16 protein-coding genes are annotated in these 15,320 nt (G+C 68.4%); 5 read left to right on the top strand and 11 right to left on the bottom strand.

All coding sequences use genetic code 11. The annotated features are described in order from the left end of the window. Positions 1-18 precede the first annotated feature (18 nt). The 5 genes from flgF to flgB all read right to left on the bottom strand — a co-directional run bounded on the left by flgF (position 19) and on the right by flgB (position 3,639). Complete coding sequence (gene flgF / locus CBM2588_RS20845; protein WP_115682272.1) at positions 19-762, bottom strand: flagellar basal-body rod protein FlgF; 744 nt, start codon at positions 760-762, stop codon at positions 19-21. A 26-nt stretch (positions 763-788) separates the two neighbouring features. Continuing rightward, positions 789-2,015, bottom strand: a complete 1,227-nt coding sequence (flgE, locus tag CBM2588_RS20840; RefSeq protein WP_115682271.1) for a flagellar hook protein FlgE — start codon at positions 2,013-2,015, stop codon at positions 789-791. 69 nt (positions 2,016-2,084) lie between these two features. Further along, on the bottom strand, positions 2,085-2,750 hold the full coding sequence (gene flgD / locus CBM2588_RS20835; RefSeq protein ID WP_115682270.1) for a flagellar hook assembly protein FlgD: 666 nt from the start codon (positions 2,748-2,750) through the stop codon (positions 2,085-2,087). A gap of 58 nt (positions 2,751-2,808) precedes the next feature. Then, a complete protein-coding gene (gene flgC, locus CBM2588_RS20830; RefSeq protein ID WP_018006607.1) occupies positions 2,809-3,216 on the bottom strand; it encodes a flagellar basal body rod protein FlgC in 408 nt (135 codons plus the stop codon). A gap of 15 nt (positions 3,217-3,231) precedes the next feature. Further along, positions 3,232-3,639, bottom strand: coding sequence for a flagellar basal body rod protein FlgB (gene flgB, locus CBM2588_RS20825; protein WP_012355129.1), 408 nt, complete (start codon positions 3,637-3,639; stop codon positions 3,232-3,234). A 233-nt stretch (positions 3,640-3,872) separates the two neighbouring features. Between flgB and flgA the strand changes: the two genes are divergently transcribed. The 5 genes from flgA to CBM2588_RS20800 all read left to right on the top strand — a co-directional run bounded on the left by flgA (position 3,873) and on the right by CBM2588_RS20800 (position 7,168). After that, the gene (flgA, locus tag CBM2588_RS20820; protein WP_115682269.1) at positions 3,873-4,649 is read left to right on the top strand and encodes a flagellar basal body P-ring formation chaperone FlgA; all 777 of its coding nucleotides are present in this window, start codon (positions 3,873-3,875) and stop codon (positions 4,647-4,649) included. A gap of 163 nt (positions 4,650-4,812) precedes the next feature. After that, the gene (gene flgM / locus CBM2588_RS20815) at positions 4,813-5,124 is read left to right on the top strand and encodes a flagellar biosynthesis anti-sigma factor FlgM (RefSeq protein ID WP_115682268.1); all 312 of its coding nucleotides are present in this window, start codon (positions 4,813-4,815) and stop codon (positions 5,122-5,124) included. Between the two features lie 5 nt (positions 5,125-5,129). Beyond that, a complete protein-coding gene (locus CBM2588_RS20810) occupies positions 5,130-5,591 on the top strand; it encodes a flagellar protein FlgN (RefSeq protein WP_115682267.1) in 462 nt (153 codons plus the stop codon). 102 nt (positions 5,592-5,693) lie between these two features. Beyond that, positions 5,694-6,299, top strand: coding sequence for a type IV toxin-antitoxin system AbiEi family antitoxin domain-containing protein (locus tag CBM2588_RS20805; protein ID WP_115682266.1), 606 nt, complete (start codon positions 5,694-5,696; stop codon positions 6,297-6,299). Then, positions 6,296-7,168, top strand: a complete 873-nt coding sequence (locus CBM2588_RS20800) for a nucleotidyl transferase AbiEii/AbiGii toxin family protein (RefSeq protein WP_172583645.1) — start codon at positions 6,296-6,298, stop codon at positions 7,166-7,168. Before CBM2588_RS20805 ends, CBM2588_RS20800 begins: the two co-directional genes overlap by 4 nt. Before the next feature lie 214 nt (positions 7,169-7,382). Here CBM2588_RS20800 and CBM2588_RS20795 read toward each other — a convergent pair whose 3' ends face one another. From CBM2588_RS20795 to flhB, 6 genes are all read right to left on the bottom strand, one after another. Next, on the bottom strand, positions 7,383-7,820 hold the full coding sequence (locus tag CBM2588_RS20795; RefSeq protein ID WP_115682265.1) for a flagellar protein FlhE: 438 nt from the start codon (positions 7,818-7,820) through the stop codon (positions 7,383-7,385). Then, positions 7,820-8,536 carry an RNA polymerase sigma factor FliA gene (locus tag CBM2588_RS20790; protein ID WP_018006614.1) on the bottom strand — a complete coding sequence of 239 codons (717 nt, stop codon included), beginning with the start codon at positions 8,534-8,536 and terminating at the stop codon, positions 7,820-7,822. The genes CBM2588_RS20795 and CBM2588_RS20790 overlap by 1 nt, the downstream gene beginning before the upstream one ends. A 97-nt stretch (positions 8,537-8,633) precedes the next feature. Then, on the bottom strand, positions 8,634-9,425 hold the full coding sequence (locus tag CBM2588_RS20785) for a MinD/ParA family ATP-binding protein (protein ID WP_115682264.1): 792 nt from the start codon (positions 9,423-9,425) through the stop codon (positions 8,634-8,636). Between the two features lie 11 nt (positions 9,426-9,436). Further along, on the bottom strand, positions 9,437-11,776 hold the full coding sequence (gene flhF, locus CBM2588_RS20780; protein WP_115682263.1) for a flagellar biosynthesis protein FlhF: 2,340 nt from the start codon (positions 11,774-11,776) through the stop codon (positions 9,437-9,439). A gap of 10 nt (positions 11,777-11,786) precedes the next feature. After that, on the bottom strand, positions 11,787-13,868 hold the full coding sequence (gene flhA / locus CBM2588_RS20775) for a flagellar biosynthesis protein FlhA (protein ID WP_115682262.1): 2,082 nt from the start codon (positions 13,866-13,868) through the stop codon (positions 11,787-11,789). Beyond that, positions 13,865-15,007: a flagellar biosynthesis protein FlhB gene (gene flhB / locus CBM2588_RS20770; protein WP_115682261.1), complete on the bottom strand. Its 1,143-nt coding sequence runs from the start codon at positions 15,005-15,007 to the stop codon at positions 13,865-13,867. Before flhB ends, flhA begins: the two co-directional genes overlap by 4 nt. Between the last annotated feature and the right edge of the window lie 313 nt (positions 15,008-15,320).

Below are 15,320 nucleotides of genomic sequence, written 5' to 3'. Positions count from 1 at the left end.
GCCGGCCGGTCATTCGGTTCAGTTGGTCGAGAGCAGCTGGTTGGCGCGCTGCTCGTTGCCGTCGGCGCCCTGGATCATCTTCATCTGCATCTCGAAGCGGCGCGCATTGGCGATCATCTCCACCATGGCTTCGGTCGGGTTGACGTTGCTGCCTTCGAGCGCGCCCGAGATCACGCGCACGGTGGGGTCGGCCTCGAGCGGCTGCGCGCCGGGGCGCAGGCGGAACAGGCCGTCATCGCCGCGGGCGATGGCGTCGTTGGGCGGGTTGACCACGCGCAGCCGGCCCACCTGCGCCAGCCCGGCCGAGGCTTCGCCCGGGCCGCGCGCGGTGATGGTGCCGTCGGTGCCGATCGTCACCTGCGAGCCCGGCGGCACCGCCAGCGGACCGCCGTCGCCCATCACCGGCAGGCCGGAGAGGGTCTGCACCTGGCCGTCCTGCGCCACCTGCAGCGCGCCGGCGCGGGTATAGGCCTCGCTGCCGTCCGGCGCCTGCACCACCAGCCAGCCATTGCCCTGCAGCGCCACGTCGAGCGCGCGGCCGGTGTAGGTCAGCGGCCCGGCGCGCATGTCGGCACCCGGCGTGGACGCCAGCGTGAAGGCGCGCGTGCCGGCCTCCGCCCCGACCACCGGCACCGCGCGGTACAGGTTGACCTGGGCGCGGAACGCCGGCGTCGAGACGTTGGCGAGGTTGTTCGATACCGCCGCTTGCTGGTCGAGTATCTGCTTGGCGCCCGACAGGGCGGTGTAGATCATGCGGTCCATGGCGGCGGCTCAGCTCAGCGTGGCAATCACAGGTTCACCAGGGTCTGCATGACCGTGTCTTGCGCCTTGATGGTCTGCGCGTTGGCCTGGTAGTTGCGCTGGGCCACGATCAGGTTGACCAGCTGGCCGGACAGGTCCACGTTGGAGGCTTCCACCGCGTTCGAGCGCAGCGTGCCCAGGCTGCCGCCGGCCACGCCGAGCAGCGGCTGGCCGGACGCGCCGGTGGCGGACCACACGTTGTCGCCCTCGGGCTTCAGGCCTTCGACGTTGCCGAACGCGGCCATCACGATCTGGCCCAGCGGCTTGGTCTGCTCGTTGGAATAGTTGCCGGTGATGGTGCCGTCGCCGTTGACCGAGAAGCCCAGCAGGCTGCCCGAGGTATAGCCGTTCTGGCTGAGTTGCTTGACGTCGTTGTCGGCGCCGAACTGGGTGGTGCCGGTCAGGTCCAGGCGCATGGCCATGGCCTGGGCACCGTTGGCCGCCGGCTGGGTCAGCGTGACCGCGCCCGCGCCCGGCGCCTGCAGCGCGCCGGCGTTGTCGAACGACAGCGTGACCGGCGCGCCGCCGACGGTGTTGCCGTTGACGTCGGTCACGTACATCTGCCAGTCGGTGCCGCCCGGCACGGTGGGCGCAGCGCCCGACTTGGCGAAGTACGCCATCAGCTGCTGCTTGTTGCCCAGCGAGTCATAGACGTTGATCGCCGTGCTGTAGTTGAACATGTTGCTGGTCGGCGGCACGCCGGGCGCGCTGGCAAACGCCTGCGTCGGCACGGTGGCGCGCGAATCGAGCTGGAACTTGGCGGTGATGCTGCTGGTGGCGCGCGGCTCCATCTGCGCGTTGCTGATCACCAGCGGCTGCGGCTGCACGCCGGCGCCGCCGGCCACGCCGGCCGGATAGCCCGTCACCTGCAAGCCCTGCATATTGGTGATGCGGCCGTCTTCCTGGCGCTGGAACTGGCCGTTGCGCGAGTAGTAGACCGCGCCTTCAGGGCTGGTCATGCGGAAGAAGCCGTTGCCGTTGGTGATGGCCACGTCCAGGGACCGGCCCGAAGCCTCGATATTGCCCTGGTTGAACGACTGCACCACCGAGTTCACGCGCACGCCCAGGCCGATCTTGGTGCCCGCGTAGACGTCGGCGAACTGCGCGGCCGATTGCTTGTAGCCAACCGTATTGGCATTGGCGATGTTGTTGCCGATCACGTCCAGGTTGGACGCGGCGGCGTTCAGGCCGCTTACCCCTTGACCGAAACCCATGATTGCTTCCTTTTATCTAGGCTGTGGTTGAAGCCGGCCTGGCGCCCGCGCGCTGCCGGCACCTGCGTATTAGAGAATGCGGCGCACGTCGTCGACGTTGGCGGTCTGGCCGTCGCCCAGGTCCACCAGCACGCCGCTGGCGTCGCCGCTGATGCTCTCGACCTTGCCGTACACCAGCGCCACCGGCTTCACCGAGGTGCCGTTGGCAGTGGCGCTCACCTTGAAGGTGTAGTCGCCGTCGGCCACCGCCACGCCGGCGTTGTTCTTGCCGTCCCACGCGATGTTGTGCACGCCCGCGGTCTGGCCCTTCATGTCGATGGTGCGCACCACGTTGCCGTCCTTGTCGAGCACGTCGACGGTGACCGCATCCGCGGTAGACGGCAGGTCCACGCCGATCTTGCCCGGCACGCCGCCTTCCACCGAGACCTGCTTGCCCGGCACCATCACGGTACGGCCGATCAGCGCCGCGGAATCCATGGCGCGGCTGGCGCTGACCTGCCCCAGCAGCTGCGACAGCGTCGCGTTCATGGTCTGCATGCCGCTGACCGTGCTGATCTGCGCCAGCTGCGAGGTCAGCTGCGCGTTGTCCATCGGGTTGAGCGGATCCTGGTTGTTCATCTGCGTGACGAGCATGGTCAGGAAGTTGTTCTGCAGCTCGGACGCGCTGGCGCTGCCGCTCTTCAGCGCGTCGTTGATGCCTTGCGTATTGCTGCCTACCGGCGAGGTGGTGGTCATGTCAGTTGCTTGTGTGCGAGGTGCGGATGGAGCCGTTGCCGTGATGGGCCGGGGCGTTTTACTGGCCGATCGTCAGCGTCTTGAGCATCATGTTCTTGGCGGTGTTGAGCACTTCCACGTTGGCCTGGTAGGAGCGCGAGGCCGAGATCATGTTGACCATCTCCTCCACCGGGTTGACGTTGGGCATCACCACATAGCCCTGCGCATTGGCCATCGGATGCGTGGGGTTGTGCACCATGCGCGGGGGCGACGGATCCTCGCTCACGCCCTGCACCTGCACGCCGCCGATATCGGTCTGCCCCGGCGTGGGCGCCATGCCGAACACCACCTGCTTGGCGCGGTAGGCCTGGCCGTCGGGGCTGACCACGCTGTCGGCGTTGGCCAGGTTGGACGCAGTCACGTTCATGCGCTGCGACTGCGCGGCCATGGCCGAGCCCGCGACGTCGAAGATGTTCATTGCCGGCATGGGTTCGCTCCTGCGTTACTGCTGGATTGCCGCCAGCATGGTCTTGATCTTGGAATTCATCACCGTCAGGCCGGACTCGAAGTGCACGGCGTTGTCGGCAAAGGCCACGCGTTCGGTATCCATTTCCACGGTGTTGCCGTCCACGCTGGACTGCAGCGGGATGCGGTAGGCCAGGTCGAATTCCTCGCGCCCGGGCGCCTGCGCGGGCAGGTGGCGCACCGAGGTAGTCGACAGCGACATGCCCTCGTTGCGGTGGCCGCGCTCCACGGTCTGCGCCAGCGTGCTGGAGAAATCAAAGTCGCGCGCCTTGTAGCCGGGCGTGTCCGCGTGCGCGATGTTCGAGGCAATCACCGACTGCCGCTGGTTGCGCAGGCTCAGCGCTTCCTGCTGGAAACGTAGCGCCGCATCAAGTCTGTCAATCATCTGGCCTCTCCGTGCTGGACAAGCGCTCCTGTCAACGGAGCGCACGTAGCTTCTTCAGGGTTGGCATCTTAGGCGGGGTACTGTCACGCCAATCGGATGAATAAGGACGGGAAATCCGCGCATTTCGGCCCGCCCGCGCGCGAGGCGCTGCCTACAATGGGCCCCGATGACAGATGTATACGGCGCGCGCAGCCAATCACGGGGCCGTGCGCCGTCCTTGCCGGGAAGTCCAGATGAAACAGCATTGCCGCAACGCGCGCCGGCTGGTGCAAGCCACGCTTGGCGCTTACTTGCTTGGCGCTGCCGCCGCCGCGTCGGCACAGGTCACGCCGGTGGCCATGCAGGCGCCCGCCGCGCACGATGGCGGCAGCCACGCCCACGCCGCCGCCAGCCCCTTCACCGAAGACCCCGCGCGGGTGGCCGTCGAGCGCTTCCTGCAGCAGCAGACCGCCGGGCTGCCGGGCAAGGTCAGCGTGCAGGTGGCGCCGCCGTCAGGCGGGCGCGCGCCCGAATGCATCGCGCCCGATCCGTTCCTGCCCGCCGGCGCTTCGCCATGGGGCCGCGTTTCGGTGGGCGTGCGCTGCGGCGGTGAGCGGCCCTGGGTGCGCTACATGCAGGCGCGTGTCTCCGTGCTGACCGACTATTACGTGGCCGCGCGCGCGCTCGGCGCGGGCGAGCCGGTCGGCCAGGCCGAGGTCGAAGTCCGCCAGGGCGACCTGGGCGCGCTGCCGCGCGCGGTGATCACCGACCCGGCGCAGCTGGCCGGGGCCGTCACCGCCAACCGCATCGCCGCCGGCTCGCCGCTGCGCACCGACCTGCTGCGCAAGGCCATCGCCGTGCGACAGGGCCAGACCGTCACCGTTGCGGTCGAGGGCGAGGCCTTCCAGATCACCAGCGAAGGCAAGGTGCTGGCCGACGCCGCCACCGGCAATACCGTGCAGGTACGGCTGCGCAACGGCCAGGTGGTCAATGGCCTGGTGCGCAGCGGCGACACCGTCGTGCTGCAATGACCGTGCGCCAGGTGCTGTAATCGTGGCTGAATTGACTGGAATCCCGGGGCAGGCGGCGTGCGAAAATGCCGCCGCAGCCGCCGCGCAGCAAATCCGGGCCAGGCGCCCTAAAGAATTCGCCTGCGCGTCCGTAATGCCATAGGAAACCAGCAAGGATCGCCCCGTGAAGATCAACCACTCCACCTCGTCCCGTCCGGCCGACGCCGCCGCTGGCGACGCCGCCCGGCCCCATGCCGCCCCGGCCGCCGCCGATGCGGCCGCGCCGTCCGCCGGCCTGAGCGTCAGCCCGCTGGCCGCCCAGGTGCGCGACATCAGCGCCCGCCTGGCCCAGCCGGCCGACGACGATATCGATACCGCCAAGGTCGAAGAGATCCGCCAGGCCATCGCCGAAGGCCGGATCCGCATCGACCCGGGCAAGATTGCCGATGGCCTGCTCGCCACCCTGCGCGAGCTCGGCCAGGCCGACCCCAAATAGCCATCATGAGCCAGAGCCTGATCCAGTCCCTGCAGCGCGAAACCGAAGGCATCCACGCCTTCGGCCAACTCCTCGCCGAAGAGCGCGACGCCCTCAAGCGGGGCGACTTCCAGTCCCTGAGCGGGCTGCTGACGCGCAAGGTCGAACTGGGCCAGGCTTTGTCCCGCCAGCTCAAGGCCCGCGAAGCCCAGATGGGCGCGCTGGGCCTGCGCGCCGGCCCCGAAGGCCAACTGCTCGGCCGCCAGGTCGAACCGGCCGTGGCCGATGCCTGGCGCGGGCTGATCTTTGCGGCCCGCACCGCGCGTGACGCCAATGCGCTCAACGGGGCGGTGGTGGACGCCCATCTCGACTTCACCCGTGAAGCCATCCAGGCGCTGCGCCAGCATAGTGGCGGGGATGCGGGGTTGTATGGGAAGGATGGGAAGGCGGCGGCGGGCGTGGGTGGGGTTAGTCTGGCGGCTGGGTAAGCACGTCTCACACCGCAGGGGTTCGCCTGCGGTCACAAAAATGTTCCATTTTTTCGTCACTTGCTTGAAACCAACGAAAAAACGGAACATACTGTGGCCGTCATGCCGCACAACCGCCAAACCCAACGCGTCCTTGACCTGGCCTCCAGGAAAGGCATGCTGCGCCCCGCCGATCTCGACAACATCGAAGTCCCGCGGGTCATCCTGAGCCGCATGGTCGGCGCCGGGCTGCTCGAAAGAATCGATCGGGGCATTTACCGGCTGTCGAATGATCCGCGCTCGGAGCATGAGAGCCTGGCCGCCATTGCCACCCGGGTGCCGCAAGCTGTCTTCTGCCTGCTGACAGCGCTCCAGTTCCATGGCCTGACCACGCAACTTCCGCGCGAAGTCTGGATTGCGATGCCGCGAGGCAGCCATGCGCCAAGAATCGATTTTCCACCGATCAAGATGATCCAGGTTGCCGACGATGTCTTCTCGGCAGGCATTGACGTGGTCGAGCGCGACGGAATTCCGCTGCGGGTCTATAGCGCCGCCCGAACGGTTGCAGATTGCTTCAAGCACCGCAACAAGGTAGGCCTCGACGTGGCACTGGAAGCCCTCAGGGATGCGCGGGCACAACAGAAGGCATCGGCGGACGAGCTTTGGCACTATGCCAAGCTTTGTCGTGTTGCCAACGTCATGCGTCCGTATCTTGAGGCTGTCGAATGATCAGCGACCTCGCCGAATCGGTACGCGCGCGATTGTTGAACATCGCCAAAGCGCAAAGGGCGGATTTCAACCAGGTGCTGGTGCGTTATGCGCTGGAACGCATGCTCTATCGACTAAGCCAGTCGCCGCATGGCGAGCGCTTTGTGCTCAAGGGCGCCTTGCTGTTCACGCTCTGGTACGACATGCCGCATCGCGCTACCCGCGATGCCGACTTCCTTGGTTTCGGAGCGAGCGATCTGGCATCGATCGCCAAAACGTTCCGGGACATCGCGACTGTCAGCGCCGACGATGGCATGACCTTCGATCCGGCATCGGTGACCACGGAGGAAATTCGCAAGGATGCGGGCTACGCCGGCGCGCGCGTCTTGCTTACCGGGGAACTGGCGCGGGCACGATGCCGGGTGCAAGTCGATATCGGGTTCGGTGATGCCATCACACCGGGGCCGGTCGACGCGGCCTATCCGGTCTTGCTCGACGATCTGCCGGCGCCGCGGCTACGCACGTATCCGGTCTACACGGTCGTTTCCGAAAAACTGCATGCCATTGCGTTGCTTGGCATGGCGAACAGCAGGCTGAAGGACTATTTCGATCTGGCTATCCTGCTGGGTCGCGAGACCCTCGATGCCGAGGTCCTCGCAAGCGCGGTGGCAGCGACTTTCACTAGACGCGGCATGCCGGTTCCCGGTGCGCTGCCGCTTGGACTGACCGAAGAATTCTCCACGGATCCGTCGCGGCAGGCGCTGTGGCAAGCGTTTCTGAAGAAGAACTCGCTCACATGGGACGCGCTGCCAGACACCGTTGCAGTGTTGCGAACGGCGCTGGAGCCGGCCCTGATTCGCGCCAGCGCACTCGCAGGTCAGCAAGACTGACCCCGGAGGCTTTCCACAAGCGCTGTGTTTTCTCCCCTCTCCCGCTTGCGGGAGAGGGGCGGGGGTGAGGGCCGGCGGTGGCAATGGCGATGGCCTTCACTTCGTCGATATTCCCGCCCTCTCCCCAACCCTCTCCCGCAAGCGGGAGAGGGAGTACACAAGCGGGAATCGGAATGCTCGATTGAAAATTGCGTGTGCCAGAAGCGGCAACGTCCTACCGAAACCCCACCACCACCTCATTACTCCGCCCCTGCAACACCGGCACCAGGCTCCCCTGCCCCGGCACCCGGAACGCAAACACAAACCCCTTGGTGGCATCGTCGCCGAAGAACGCATCGGTCTTGCCCTCGGCCTGCGGCAGCAGCACGCAGCGCTGCGCGTTGCACAGGTAGGCCTGCAGTTCCACCGGCGGCGTCTTGGCGAAGCTGTAGCGCCAGCGCACGGAGGTAATGACCCCTTCCGATTGCGGCAATACGCCGGTGGGCAGGATCGGCGGCGATACCGCGCGCTGGCCGCGGCCGTGCAGGGCCGGGCCGTTGACCGAGCCGGTCCATGCGTGGCGGGTGCCGGCGTCGAAAGCGGCCCACGCGCACGCCGATACCGCGGCCAGCAGCCAGCAAGCGCCACGCGCGGCGCGCGCCGTGCCGGGCATCACAACAGGCCGCGCAACTGGCTGCGCAGCCGGTTGATGGCCTGGCCGCGGATCTGGCATACGCGCGACTCGGTCACGTCGAGCACCGCGCCGATTTCGCGCAGGTTCAGTTCCTGGTCGTAGCACAGCGACAGCACCAGCTTTTCCCGCTCGGGCAGGCGTTCGATGGCGCGGACCAGTGCCTCGCGCATGCCGCTTTCCATCAGCACGGTCAGCGGGTTGCCGTCGTCGCTGCCGCCGAGGTGGCGGTCGAGGAAGTCTTCTTCGCCGGAGCGCTCGAAGTCTTCATAGTGCAGCAGCTGGCAGCCATAGACCTCGTTGAGCAGCAGCTGGTATTCGTCCAGCGGCATCTCCATGGCCTCGGCCACTTCGGAGTCGATCGGCGTGCGGCCGAGCTTCTGTTCCAGGTTGCGCTGGGTGCGTTCGATGCGGCGGGTGAACTGCCGCAGGCTGCGCGATTGCCAGTCGTTGGCGCGCACCTCGTCGAGCATGGCGCCGCGGATGCGCTGGCTGGCGTAGGTCTCGAAGCGCGCGCCGTGGGTGTCTTCATAGCGCTTGGCGGCGTCGAGCAGGCCGATCATGCCGGCCTGGATCAGGTCGTCGATCTGCACGCTGGCGGGCAGCCGCGCGGCGAGCTGCAGCGCGATGCGGCGCACCAGCTGGGCGTGCGCCTTGACCACATCGGCCTGTTCGAGCTTTCCCTGGATCGTGTACATGGTGCAATTCTCGTGACTGCTGGATGGCTGGACCGGTACGCCTTGGCGTGCCGGCTGGCTCAGGCTGTGGTGGTTTCGGGTGGCATGGCTGGCAGGCTCAGGCCATGGCGGGCGCGGCTGCTGGCGCGGCGGCATCCGCGCGCAACGGCCAGGCGCCGATACCGCCGGCGCTGCGGCGCAGGGCCGCGGTGGCCGGCGCGGCCGGGAAGGCATCGACCACGCAGCGGCCCAGCTGCGCGGCGCGCGCCACCAGCGGATCCGCCGGCAGCCAGCCCGCGCACAGCACTTCGACGCCGAGGTACTGGCTGGCGGTGCGCGCCAGGTTGCGCAGGATGGCCTGCACCGTGGCTTCGCTGGCCGCCAGGTTGACGATCAGGTGGAACTGGCGCCACGCATACAGGTGGTGCAGCCGCTTGATGCAGGCGTAGGCGGCGGTGATCGACGCCAGCTCCGGGCGCATTACTACCAGCACGTTGTGCGCATCGCCCGCAAGCGTCGACAGCGCGCCGTCGGCGTCGAGGCCGGCATCGACCAGCACGCTGCGGAATTCGTTCGTCGCCGCCTGCGGCAAGGCAGTGCCCGGCACCGGCCGGCCCGCCGGCAGCACCGACAGCACGCCTTGCGGGCTCACGCCCGCCGCCGCATCGAGCGACAGCCGGCCCGCGTGGACGTCAGCCAGCGTGCCCGCCGGCCTGGCGCCGGACCAGCGCGTGGCACAAGCATTGGTGTCTTCGTCGACCAGCAGCACGCGCTCGCCCTGCATCGCCAGCGCATGCGACAAACCCAGCGCCACGGTGGTCGCACCGGCGCCGCGTTCGCTGGCGAGCACGGCGATGCGGCGCGTGGTGCGCGGCGCCAGCATCCTGCGCAGGCTTGCGGCCTGGTCCATGGCGAGGGTGCTCACTGCAGGGCCTCCGCGGCGGCAGCGGGCGCGGTGTTGCCGCGGCCCGGATAGTTTTCCAGGACGTCGAGCAGCGCCAGCATGCGGCCCATGCCTTCATTGAGCACGGTGCCCGGCACCGGCGCGCCCGTGCGCACCGTACGGCCGGCCAGGCGCGCCAGGAACGCGGGCGCGGCCGCAGTCGGCGCATGTTCCAGGCGCAGCACCGACAAGCCCAGCTGCAGCGCGGCCACCGCGCCGGCATCGTGCGCATCCCGCGCGTCCTGCGCGAAATGGTCGATGGCATGGCGCAGCGTGCGCAGGCCGGCCTCGGCCGCGTCGGTCCACAACGCCCAGCGGGCCACCTGCGCGGCATCCTGCGCCAGCGCCGGATCGCACAGCAGATAGCGGGTATCGAGCAGCTCGCCGGTGGCGCGGTCGGCCAGGCGGGCCACCACCAGGCAGGCGTCGATGCCGCCATCTGGCGTGCCCTTGCCGCGCACCGGGCTGTCCGGCACGCGCACCTCGGCGGTTGCCAGCCAGCGCACGGCATCGCGCTCGCGCACGGTGTCTTCGCCGACGGCATGGAAGGTCAGCGTATCCGCCAGCGCATCCAGCTTCCACGCGGTGCCGGCGCTGACCAGGCGCGCCGTCTTGCGCGCGCTGGCCACCCAGCGCTCGCCGGCCAGCTGCCAGCGCGCCAGCGTGGCGGCGGACGGCAGCGCCTCGACCAGGTTGACGACCTTGCGCGCGGCGCTCATCGCGGCGCGCAGGTTGGCGGCATCCGATTCGGCTTCACCCAGCGGCTGGCCGGCACGGCCAGTGGGCGTCACGGTGGCGGCCAGCGGCATGCCGTTGCGGTCGGCCAGCCACAGCGTGTGCTGGATCGGCTGGGGCGAGCGGCGGCCGGGCACGGCCACCTGCAGCGTGGCGGCGATCGCCAGCACGTACTGTTCGCACTGGCGCGTCACGTCACGGCACACCGCTTCGCGCACCTGCTGCGACATCGCGCGCAGGGCCGGCGCGCCGGCGCCGCGCTGCTGCCACAGCGAGCGGGCCAGGTCGAAGCCCAGGCCCGCGCCGTTGAGTTCGGCCACGCACTGGCCGAGCGCGTCGGCGCTATCGGTCAGCGAGCGCAGCACATCGGTGGCGCCACCGCGCGCGGTGGTCTCTTCACCCGCGCCAGCTGCCGCACGGCGCGCCGCATCGGCATCGGCGAAGACCGAGCCGCGGCGCGGCGTCAGGAAGGCGCGCTCGACCAGCGCGGCGCTGTTGGCCAGCTCCAGATGCTCGGGCACGCGCTGACCGGTGGAGGCATAGAACACCGGCAGCCGGTGGCGGATCACCACGTCCAGCACCGATCCCAGGTGCGTCGCTTCATCCAGCTTGCTGATGATGCAGCCGTCGATGCCGCCGCCATCGGGCGCGGCGTCATGGCGGTAGGCGTGCACGACTTCATTGAGGGTATCGCCGTGGCTGGCGCCGTTGAGCAGCAGCACGCGCTGCACCGGCGCAGGCACGCCGGCCAGCATCGCGATCTGTTCCGACAGGCTGCGGTCGCGCTGGCTCATGCCGACGGTGTCGATGATCACCAGGTGCTTGTCCTTCATCGCCGCCAGCGCGAAGCGCAGGTCGGCGGCGTCTTTCACGGCATGCACTGGCACGCCCAGGATGTCGCCGTAGATGCGCAGCTGCTCATGGGCGCCGATACGGAAGCTGTCGGTAGTCAGCAACGCCAGCTTGTCGGCGCCGTGGCGCAGCACGTAGCGCGCCGCCAGCTTGGCCGTGGTGGTGGTCTTGCCCACGCCGGTGGGGCCCACCAGCGCCAGCACACCGCCTTGCGCGAACAGGTGGTCCTCGTCGCCCAGCACCGGCAGCTTGCTGGCCAGCTCGCCGCGGATCCAGCCCATGGCCGCGGGCCGGTCATAGCCCAGCGGCAGCCGCGCCAGCAGCGTGCGCGCCAGTTGCCCGGAGAAGCCCGCGCCGACCATCCATTCGAACAGCGATTCGCGCAGCGGGTCGCTTGCGGCCACGCCGTGCGCTGCCGCGCTCGGGACTACGCCCGGCGCGGCGCCGATGCCGGCCAGCTGGCGCTCCAGCATGGCCCGCATCGATTGCAGCTCGCCGCGCAGGTCGCCGATGGCCGCGGGCTCAGGTGCCGGTACCTGCGGCGGTGCCGGCGGCACATACACCTGCGCGCCGGCCGACACGCTGCCCAGATCGGTATCGCGCATGGCGACGATCTCCACCCCGCCCTCGACGGTGCGGTTGGACAGCACCACGGCATCCGGGCCCATGGCTTCGCGCACCTGGCGCATGGCTTCGCGGCCGTTGGCCGCGACAAACTTCGCTACGCTCATCGTTGACTCCTCACGCGCCGATCATGGCGGTGATGCGGATATTGCGGTTGTCCGGCACCTCGGCGTGCGACAGCACGCGCAGCTGCGGCATGGTCCGGCGCAGGAAGCGCGCCATCAGCGGACGCAGCTGCGACGGCACCAGCAGCACCGGGTCCATGCCCATCTGCTCCTGGCGCGTAACCGCGCCCTGGGTCTGCTGCAGCAGCGCGTCGGCCAGGCCCGGCTCGATGCCGCCGCCGTTGGTCAGCGCCTGCGACAGCACGCGCTCCAGGCCGGCGTCGAGGCCGATCACCTGCAGGTCGGCATTGTTCGGGAACAGCTGCTGCGTGATGGCGCGGCCCAGCGCCACGCGGACCATCGCGGTCAGCTCGTTGGGGTCGCTGATCTTGGGCGCGTGCTCGGCCACCACATCGAGGATGGTGCGCATGTCGCGGATCGGCACGCCTTCGTCCAGCAGGTTCTGCAGGATCTTCTGCAGGCCGGTGAGCGAAATCGTCTTCGGCACCAGGTCTTCGGTCAGCTTGGGCGAGTCCTTGGCGATGCGGTCCAGCAGCGCCTGCACTTCCTGGCGGCCCAGCAGTTCGGCCGCGTGCATGTGGATCAGGTGGTTCAGGTGCGTGGCCACCACGGTGCTGGCATCGACCACGGTGTAGCCGTACGCCTGCGCCTGCTCCTTGATGCCGGCATCGATCCACACCGCCGGCAGGCCGAAGGCCGGATCGCGCGTGGCCGCGCCGGGCAGCGTGCCGCTGACCTGGCCCGGGTTGATCGCCATCCACTGTCCCGGCATGGCCTCGCCGCGGCCGATCTCCACGCCCTTGAGCGTGATGCGGTAGGCGTTGGGCTTCAGTTCCAGGTTGTCGCGGATATGCACCACCGGGACCAGGAAGCCGATCTCCTGCGCCACCTTCTTGCGGATGCTCTTGATGCGGCCCAGCAGCTCGCCATCCTGCGCGCGGTCCACCAGCGTGATCAGGCGGTAGCCCACCTCCATGCCGAGCGGGTCCACCAGCGTGACATCGTCCCAGCTGGCTTCGGTCGATTCCTGCGCCACCGCCGGGGTGCGCTCTTCACGCTGCCGGGCCTGCGCCTGCGTGGCCGCGCGGCGCGCGATATAGCGCCCCATCCAAACCAGCGCGCCCGCCAGCAGCAGGAAGGCAAAGTGCGGCATGCCCGGAATGATGCCCATCAGGCCGATGATGCCCGCGGTCAGGTACAGCACACGCGGGTTGGCGAAGAGCTGGCCGGTCAGCTGCTCGCCCACGTCCTGCTCGTTCGACACGCGCGACACGATCACGCCGGCCGCGGTGGAGATCACCAGCGCCGGAATCTGCGCCACCAGGCCATCGCCGATGGTCAGCAGCGTGTAGTTGTGCACGGCGGTGCCAAAGTCCAGGTCATGCTGGACCATGCCCACCACCATGCCCGCGGCCACGTTGATAAACATGATCAGCAGGCCCGCCACCGCATCGCCGCGCACGAACTTGCTGGCACCGTCCATGGCGCCGTAGAAGTCCGACTCCTGCGCCACCTCGGCGCGGCGCTTCTTGGCGGCGGCTTCGTCGATCAGGCCGGCGTTCAGGTCGGCATCGATCGACATCTGCTTGCCCGGCATCGAATCCAGCATGAAGCGCGCGCCGACCTCCGCAATCCGCCCCGCGCCCTTGGTGATCACCATGAAGTTGATCACCACCAGGATGGCGAACACCACGATACCCACGGCAAAATTGCCGCCCACCAGGAAGTGGCCGAAGGCCTCCACCACCTTGCCGGCCGCGTCCGGGCCGGTATGGCCTTCCAGCAGCACCACGCGTGTCGAGGCCACGTTCAGCGACAGCCGCAGCAGCGTGGTGAACAGCAGCACCGCCGGGAACGCGGCAAAGTCCAGCGGCTTCTGCGTATACATGCTGACCAGCAGCACCATGATCGCCAGCGCGATATTGAAGGTGAACAGCAGGTCCAGCACAAAAGGCGGCAGCGGCAGGATCATCATCCCCAGGATCATGATGATCAGCAGCGGCCCGGTCATGGCCTTGAGCTGGCCGGCGGAGCGCAGGCCGGGCAGGTTGAAGAGGTTGCTCAGAGCATTCATGCGCGCATTTCCGGTACGGCGAGTTCATCGGGCACGTGCAGGTCCGCCGGCGCCTGCGGCTGCGGGCCCTGCGAGTAGTGCCAGTGCTTCAGTTGATAGACCCAGGCCAGCACTTCGGCCACGGCGGTATAGAGGCCGGCGGGGATTTCCTGGCCCAGCTCCACATGGCGATGCAGCGCGCGCGCCAGCGGCGGCGCCGACATCAGCGGCACGCGGTGCTCCGCCGCCAGTGCGCGGATGCGCGCGGCGACGTCGCCGGTGCCCTTGGCCACCACGCGCGGCGCGCCCATGCGCCCTTCCTCATAGCGCAGCGCCACCGCAAAGTGGGTGGGGTTGGTCACCACCACATCGGCCTTTGGCACCTCCGTCATCATGCGGCGGCGTGCCATGGCGCGCTGCTGCTGGCGGATGCGGTTCTTGATATGCGGGTCGCCCTCGCTCTCCTTGAATTCCTGCTTGACCTCTTCCTTGGTCATGCGCAGCTTCTTGAAGAACTCCCAGTACTGCCACGGCACGTCGATGGCCGCCACCACCAGCAGCGACAGCGACACCACCAGGCAGCAGAACATCACCAGGTCCACCATGTGCAGCAGCGCCTCCTGCACCGGCGCATTCATCAGCGCGATGGCCTCGGGCAAGCGGCGCCACAGCACCCAGGCGCCGACCGCCCCCACCAGCAGCGACTTGGCCACGGCCTTGAGCAGCTCCACCAGGGAATGCGCCGAGAACATCCGCCCCAGCCCCGCAATCGGCGACAGCCGCGACAACTGCGGCGCGAACGACTTGGCCGAGAACACCCAGCCGCCCAGCAGCAGCGGCGCGGCCAGCGCGGCCACGCCGAACAGCAGCAGCAACGGCAGGAAGGCCAGCAGGCTGTCCCACACCATCAGCGCAAAGCGCGACAGCATGCGCGACGGATCGAACGCCGTGGCCGGCTCAAAGCGCAACGCGCCCTGCATCACCTGGTTCAGGCTTCGGCCCAGGTGGCCGCCCAGCGTCCACAGGCCGGTCACGCCGGCAATCAGCATCACGAACGTGGCCAGCTCGCGCGAACGCACCACCTGCCCCTCCTCGCGCGCCTTTTCCAGGCGCCGGGGTGAGGCGGGTTCGGTTTTCTCGAGATCGCTTTCTTCGGACATCCACGCTCCGTGCGAAGCGGCAGGCCGCTATTCGTCAGCGGGGATTATCGAAGCGGGGTGGGATTCCCATTCGCGCGAAAAGGCGGGGGAATTGGGTGCTGTTTGGGAAATGAGGGACTGTTGGGGTTAACGGCGCAGGGGGCAGAAGTCTTTAGCGGGAAAGTGACGAAGCCGCCGAACCGGGGGTGCGCTGAAGCGGCCTTTGCCCGCTCACTGAAAGCACGTTTCACATGGTGGGATTTCGGCGTTGCGCAGCGCCGCATCCGCTTTCGTTCTGCGAAAAAACGTTCCGTATCGTGAAAATTTATATGTA

It is taken from the genome of Cupriavidus taiwanensis, assembly GCF_900250075.1.
GTDB classification, from domain to species: Bacteria; Pseudomonadota; Gammaproteobacteria; order Burkholderiales; family Burkholderiaceae; genus Cupriavidus; species Cupriavidus taiwanensis_C.
This window is presented reverse-complemented; position numbering and strand designations above follow the sequence as displayed.

What these genes read in the sequence shown, in the direction of transcription:
- flgE (WP_115682271.1), bottom strand. Translation starts at nt 2,015, where the DNA reads ATGGGTTTCGGTCAAGGGGTAAGCGGCCTGAACGCCGCCGCGTCCAAC.
- CBM2588_RS20810 (WP_115682267.1), top strand. Translation starts at nt 5,130, where the DNA reads ATGAGCCAGAGCCTGATCCAGTCCCTGCAGCGCGAAACCGAAGGCATC.
- CBM2588_RS20790 (WP_018006614.1), bottom strand. Translation starts at nt 8,536, where the DNA reads ATGTACACGATCCAGGGAAAGCTCGAACAGGCCGATGTGGTCAAGGCG.
- CBM2588_RS20800 (WP_172583645.1), top strand. Translation starts at nt 6,296, where the DNA reads ATGATCAGCGACCTCGCCGAATCGGTACGCGCGCGATTGTTGAACATC.
- flhB (WP_115682261.1), bottom strand. Translation starts at nt 15,007, where the DNA reads ATGTCCGAAGAAAGCGATCTCGAGAAAACCGAACCCGCCTCACCCCGG.
- flgD (WP_115682270.1), bottom strand. Translation starts at nt 2,750, where the DNA reads ATGACCACCACCTCGCCGGTAGGCAGCAATACGCAAGGCATCAACGAC.
- CBM2588_RS20805 (WP_115682266.1), top strand. Translation starts at nt 5,694, where the DNA reads ATGCCGCACAACCGCCAAACCCAACGCGTCCTTGACCTGGCCTCCAGG.
- flhA (WP_115682262.1), bottom strand. Translation starts at nt 13,868, where the DNA reads ATGAATGCTCTGAGCAACCTCTTCAACCTGCCCGGCCTGCGCTCCGCC.
- flgA (WP_115682269.1), top strand. Translation starts at nt 3,873, where the DNA reads ATGAAACAGCATTGCCGCAACGCGCGCCGGCTGGTGCAAGCCACGCTT.
- CBM2588_RS20795 (WP_115682265.1), bottom strand. Translation starts at nt 7,820, where the DNA reads ATGCCCGGCACGGCGCGCGCCGCGCGTGGCGCTTGCTGGCTGCTGGCC.
- flhF (WP_115682263.1), bottom strand. Translation starts at nt 11,776, where the DNA reads ATGAGCGTAGCGAAGTTTGTCGCGGCCAACGGCCGCGAAGCCATGCGC.
- flgC (WP_018006607.1), bottom strand. Translation starts at nt 3,216, where the DNA reads ATGCCGGCAATGAACATCTTCGACGTCGCGGGCTCGGCCATGGCCGCG.
- flgB (WP_012355129.1), bottom strand. Translation starts at nt 3,639, where the DNA reads ATGATTGACAGACTTGATGCGGCGCTACGTTTCCAGCAGGAAGCGCTG.
- flgF (WP_115682272.1), bottom strand. Translation starts at nt 762, where the DNA reads ATGGACCGCATGATCTACACCGCCCTGTCGGGCGCCAAGCAGATACTC.
- CBM2588_RS20785 (WP_115682264.1), bottom strand. Translation starts at nt 9,425, where the DNA reads ATGGACCAGGCCGCAAGCCTGCGCAGGATGCTGGCGCCGCGCACCACG.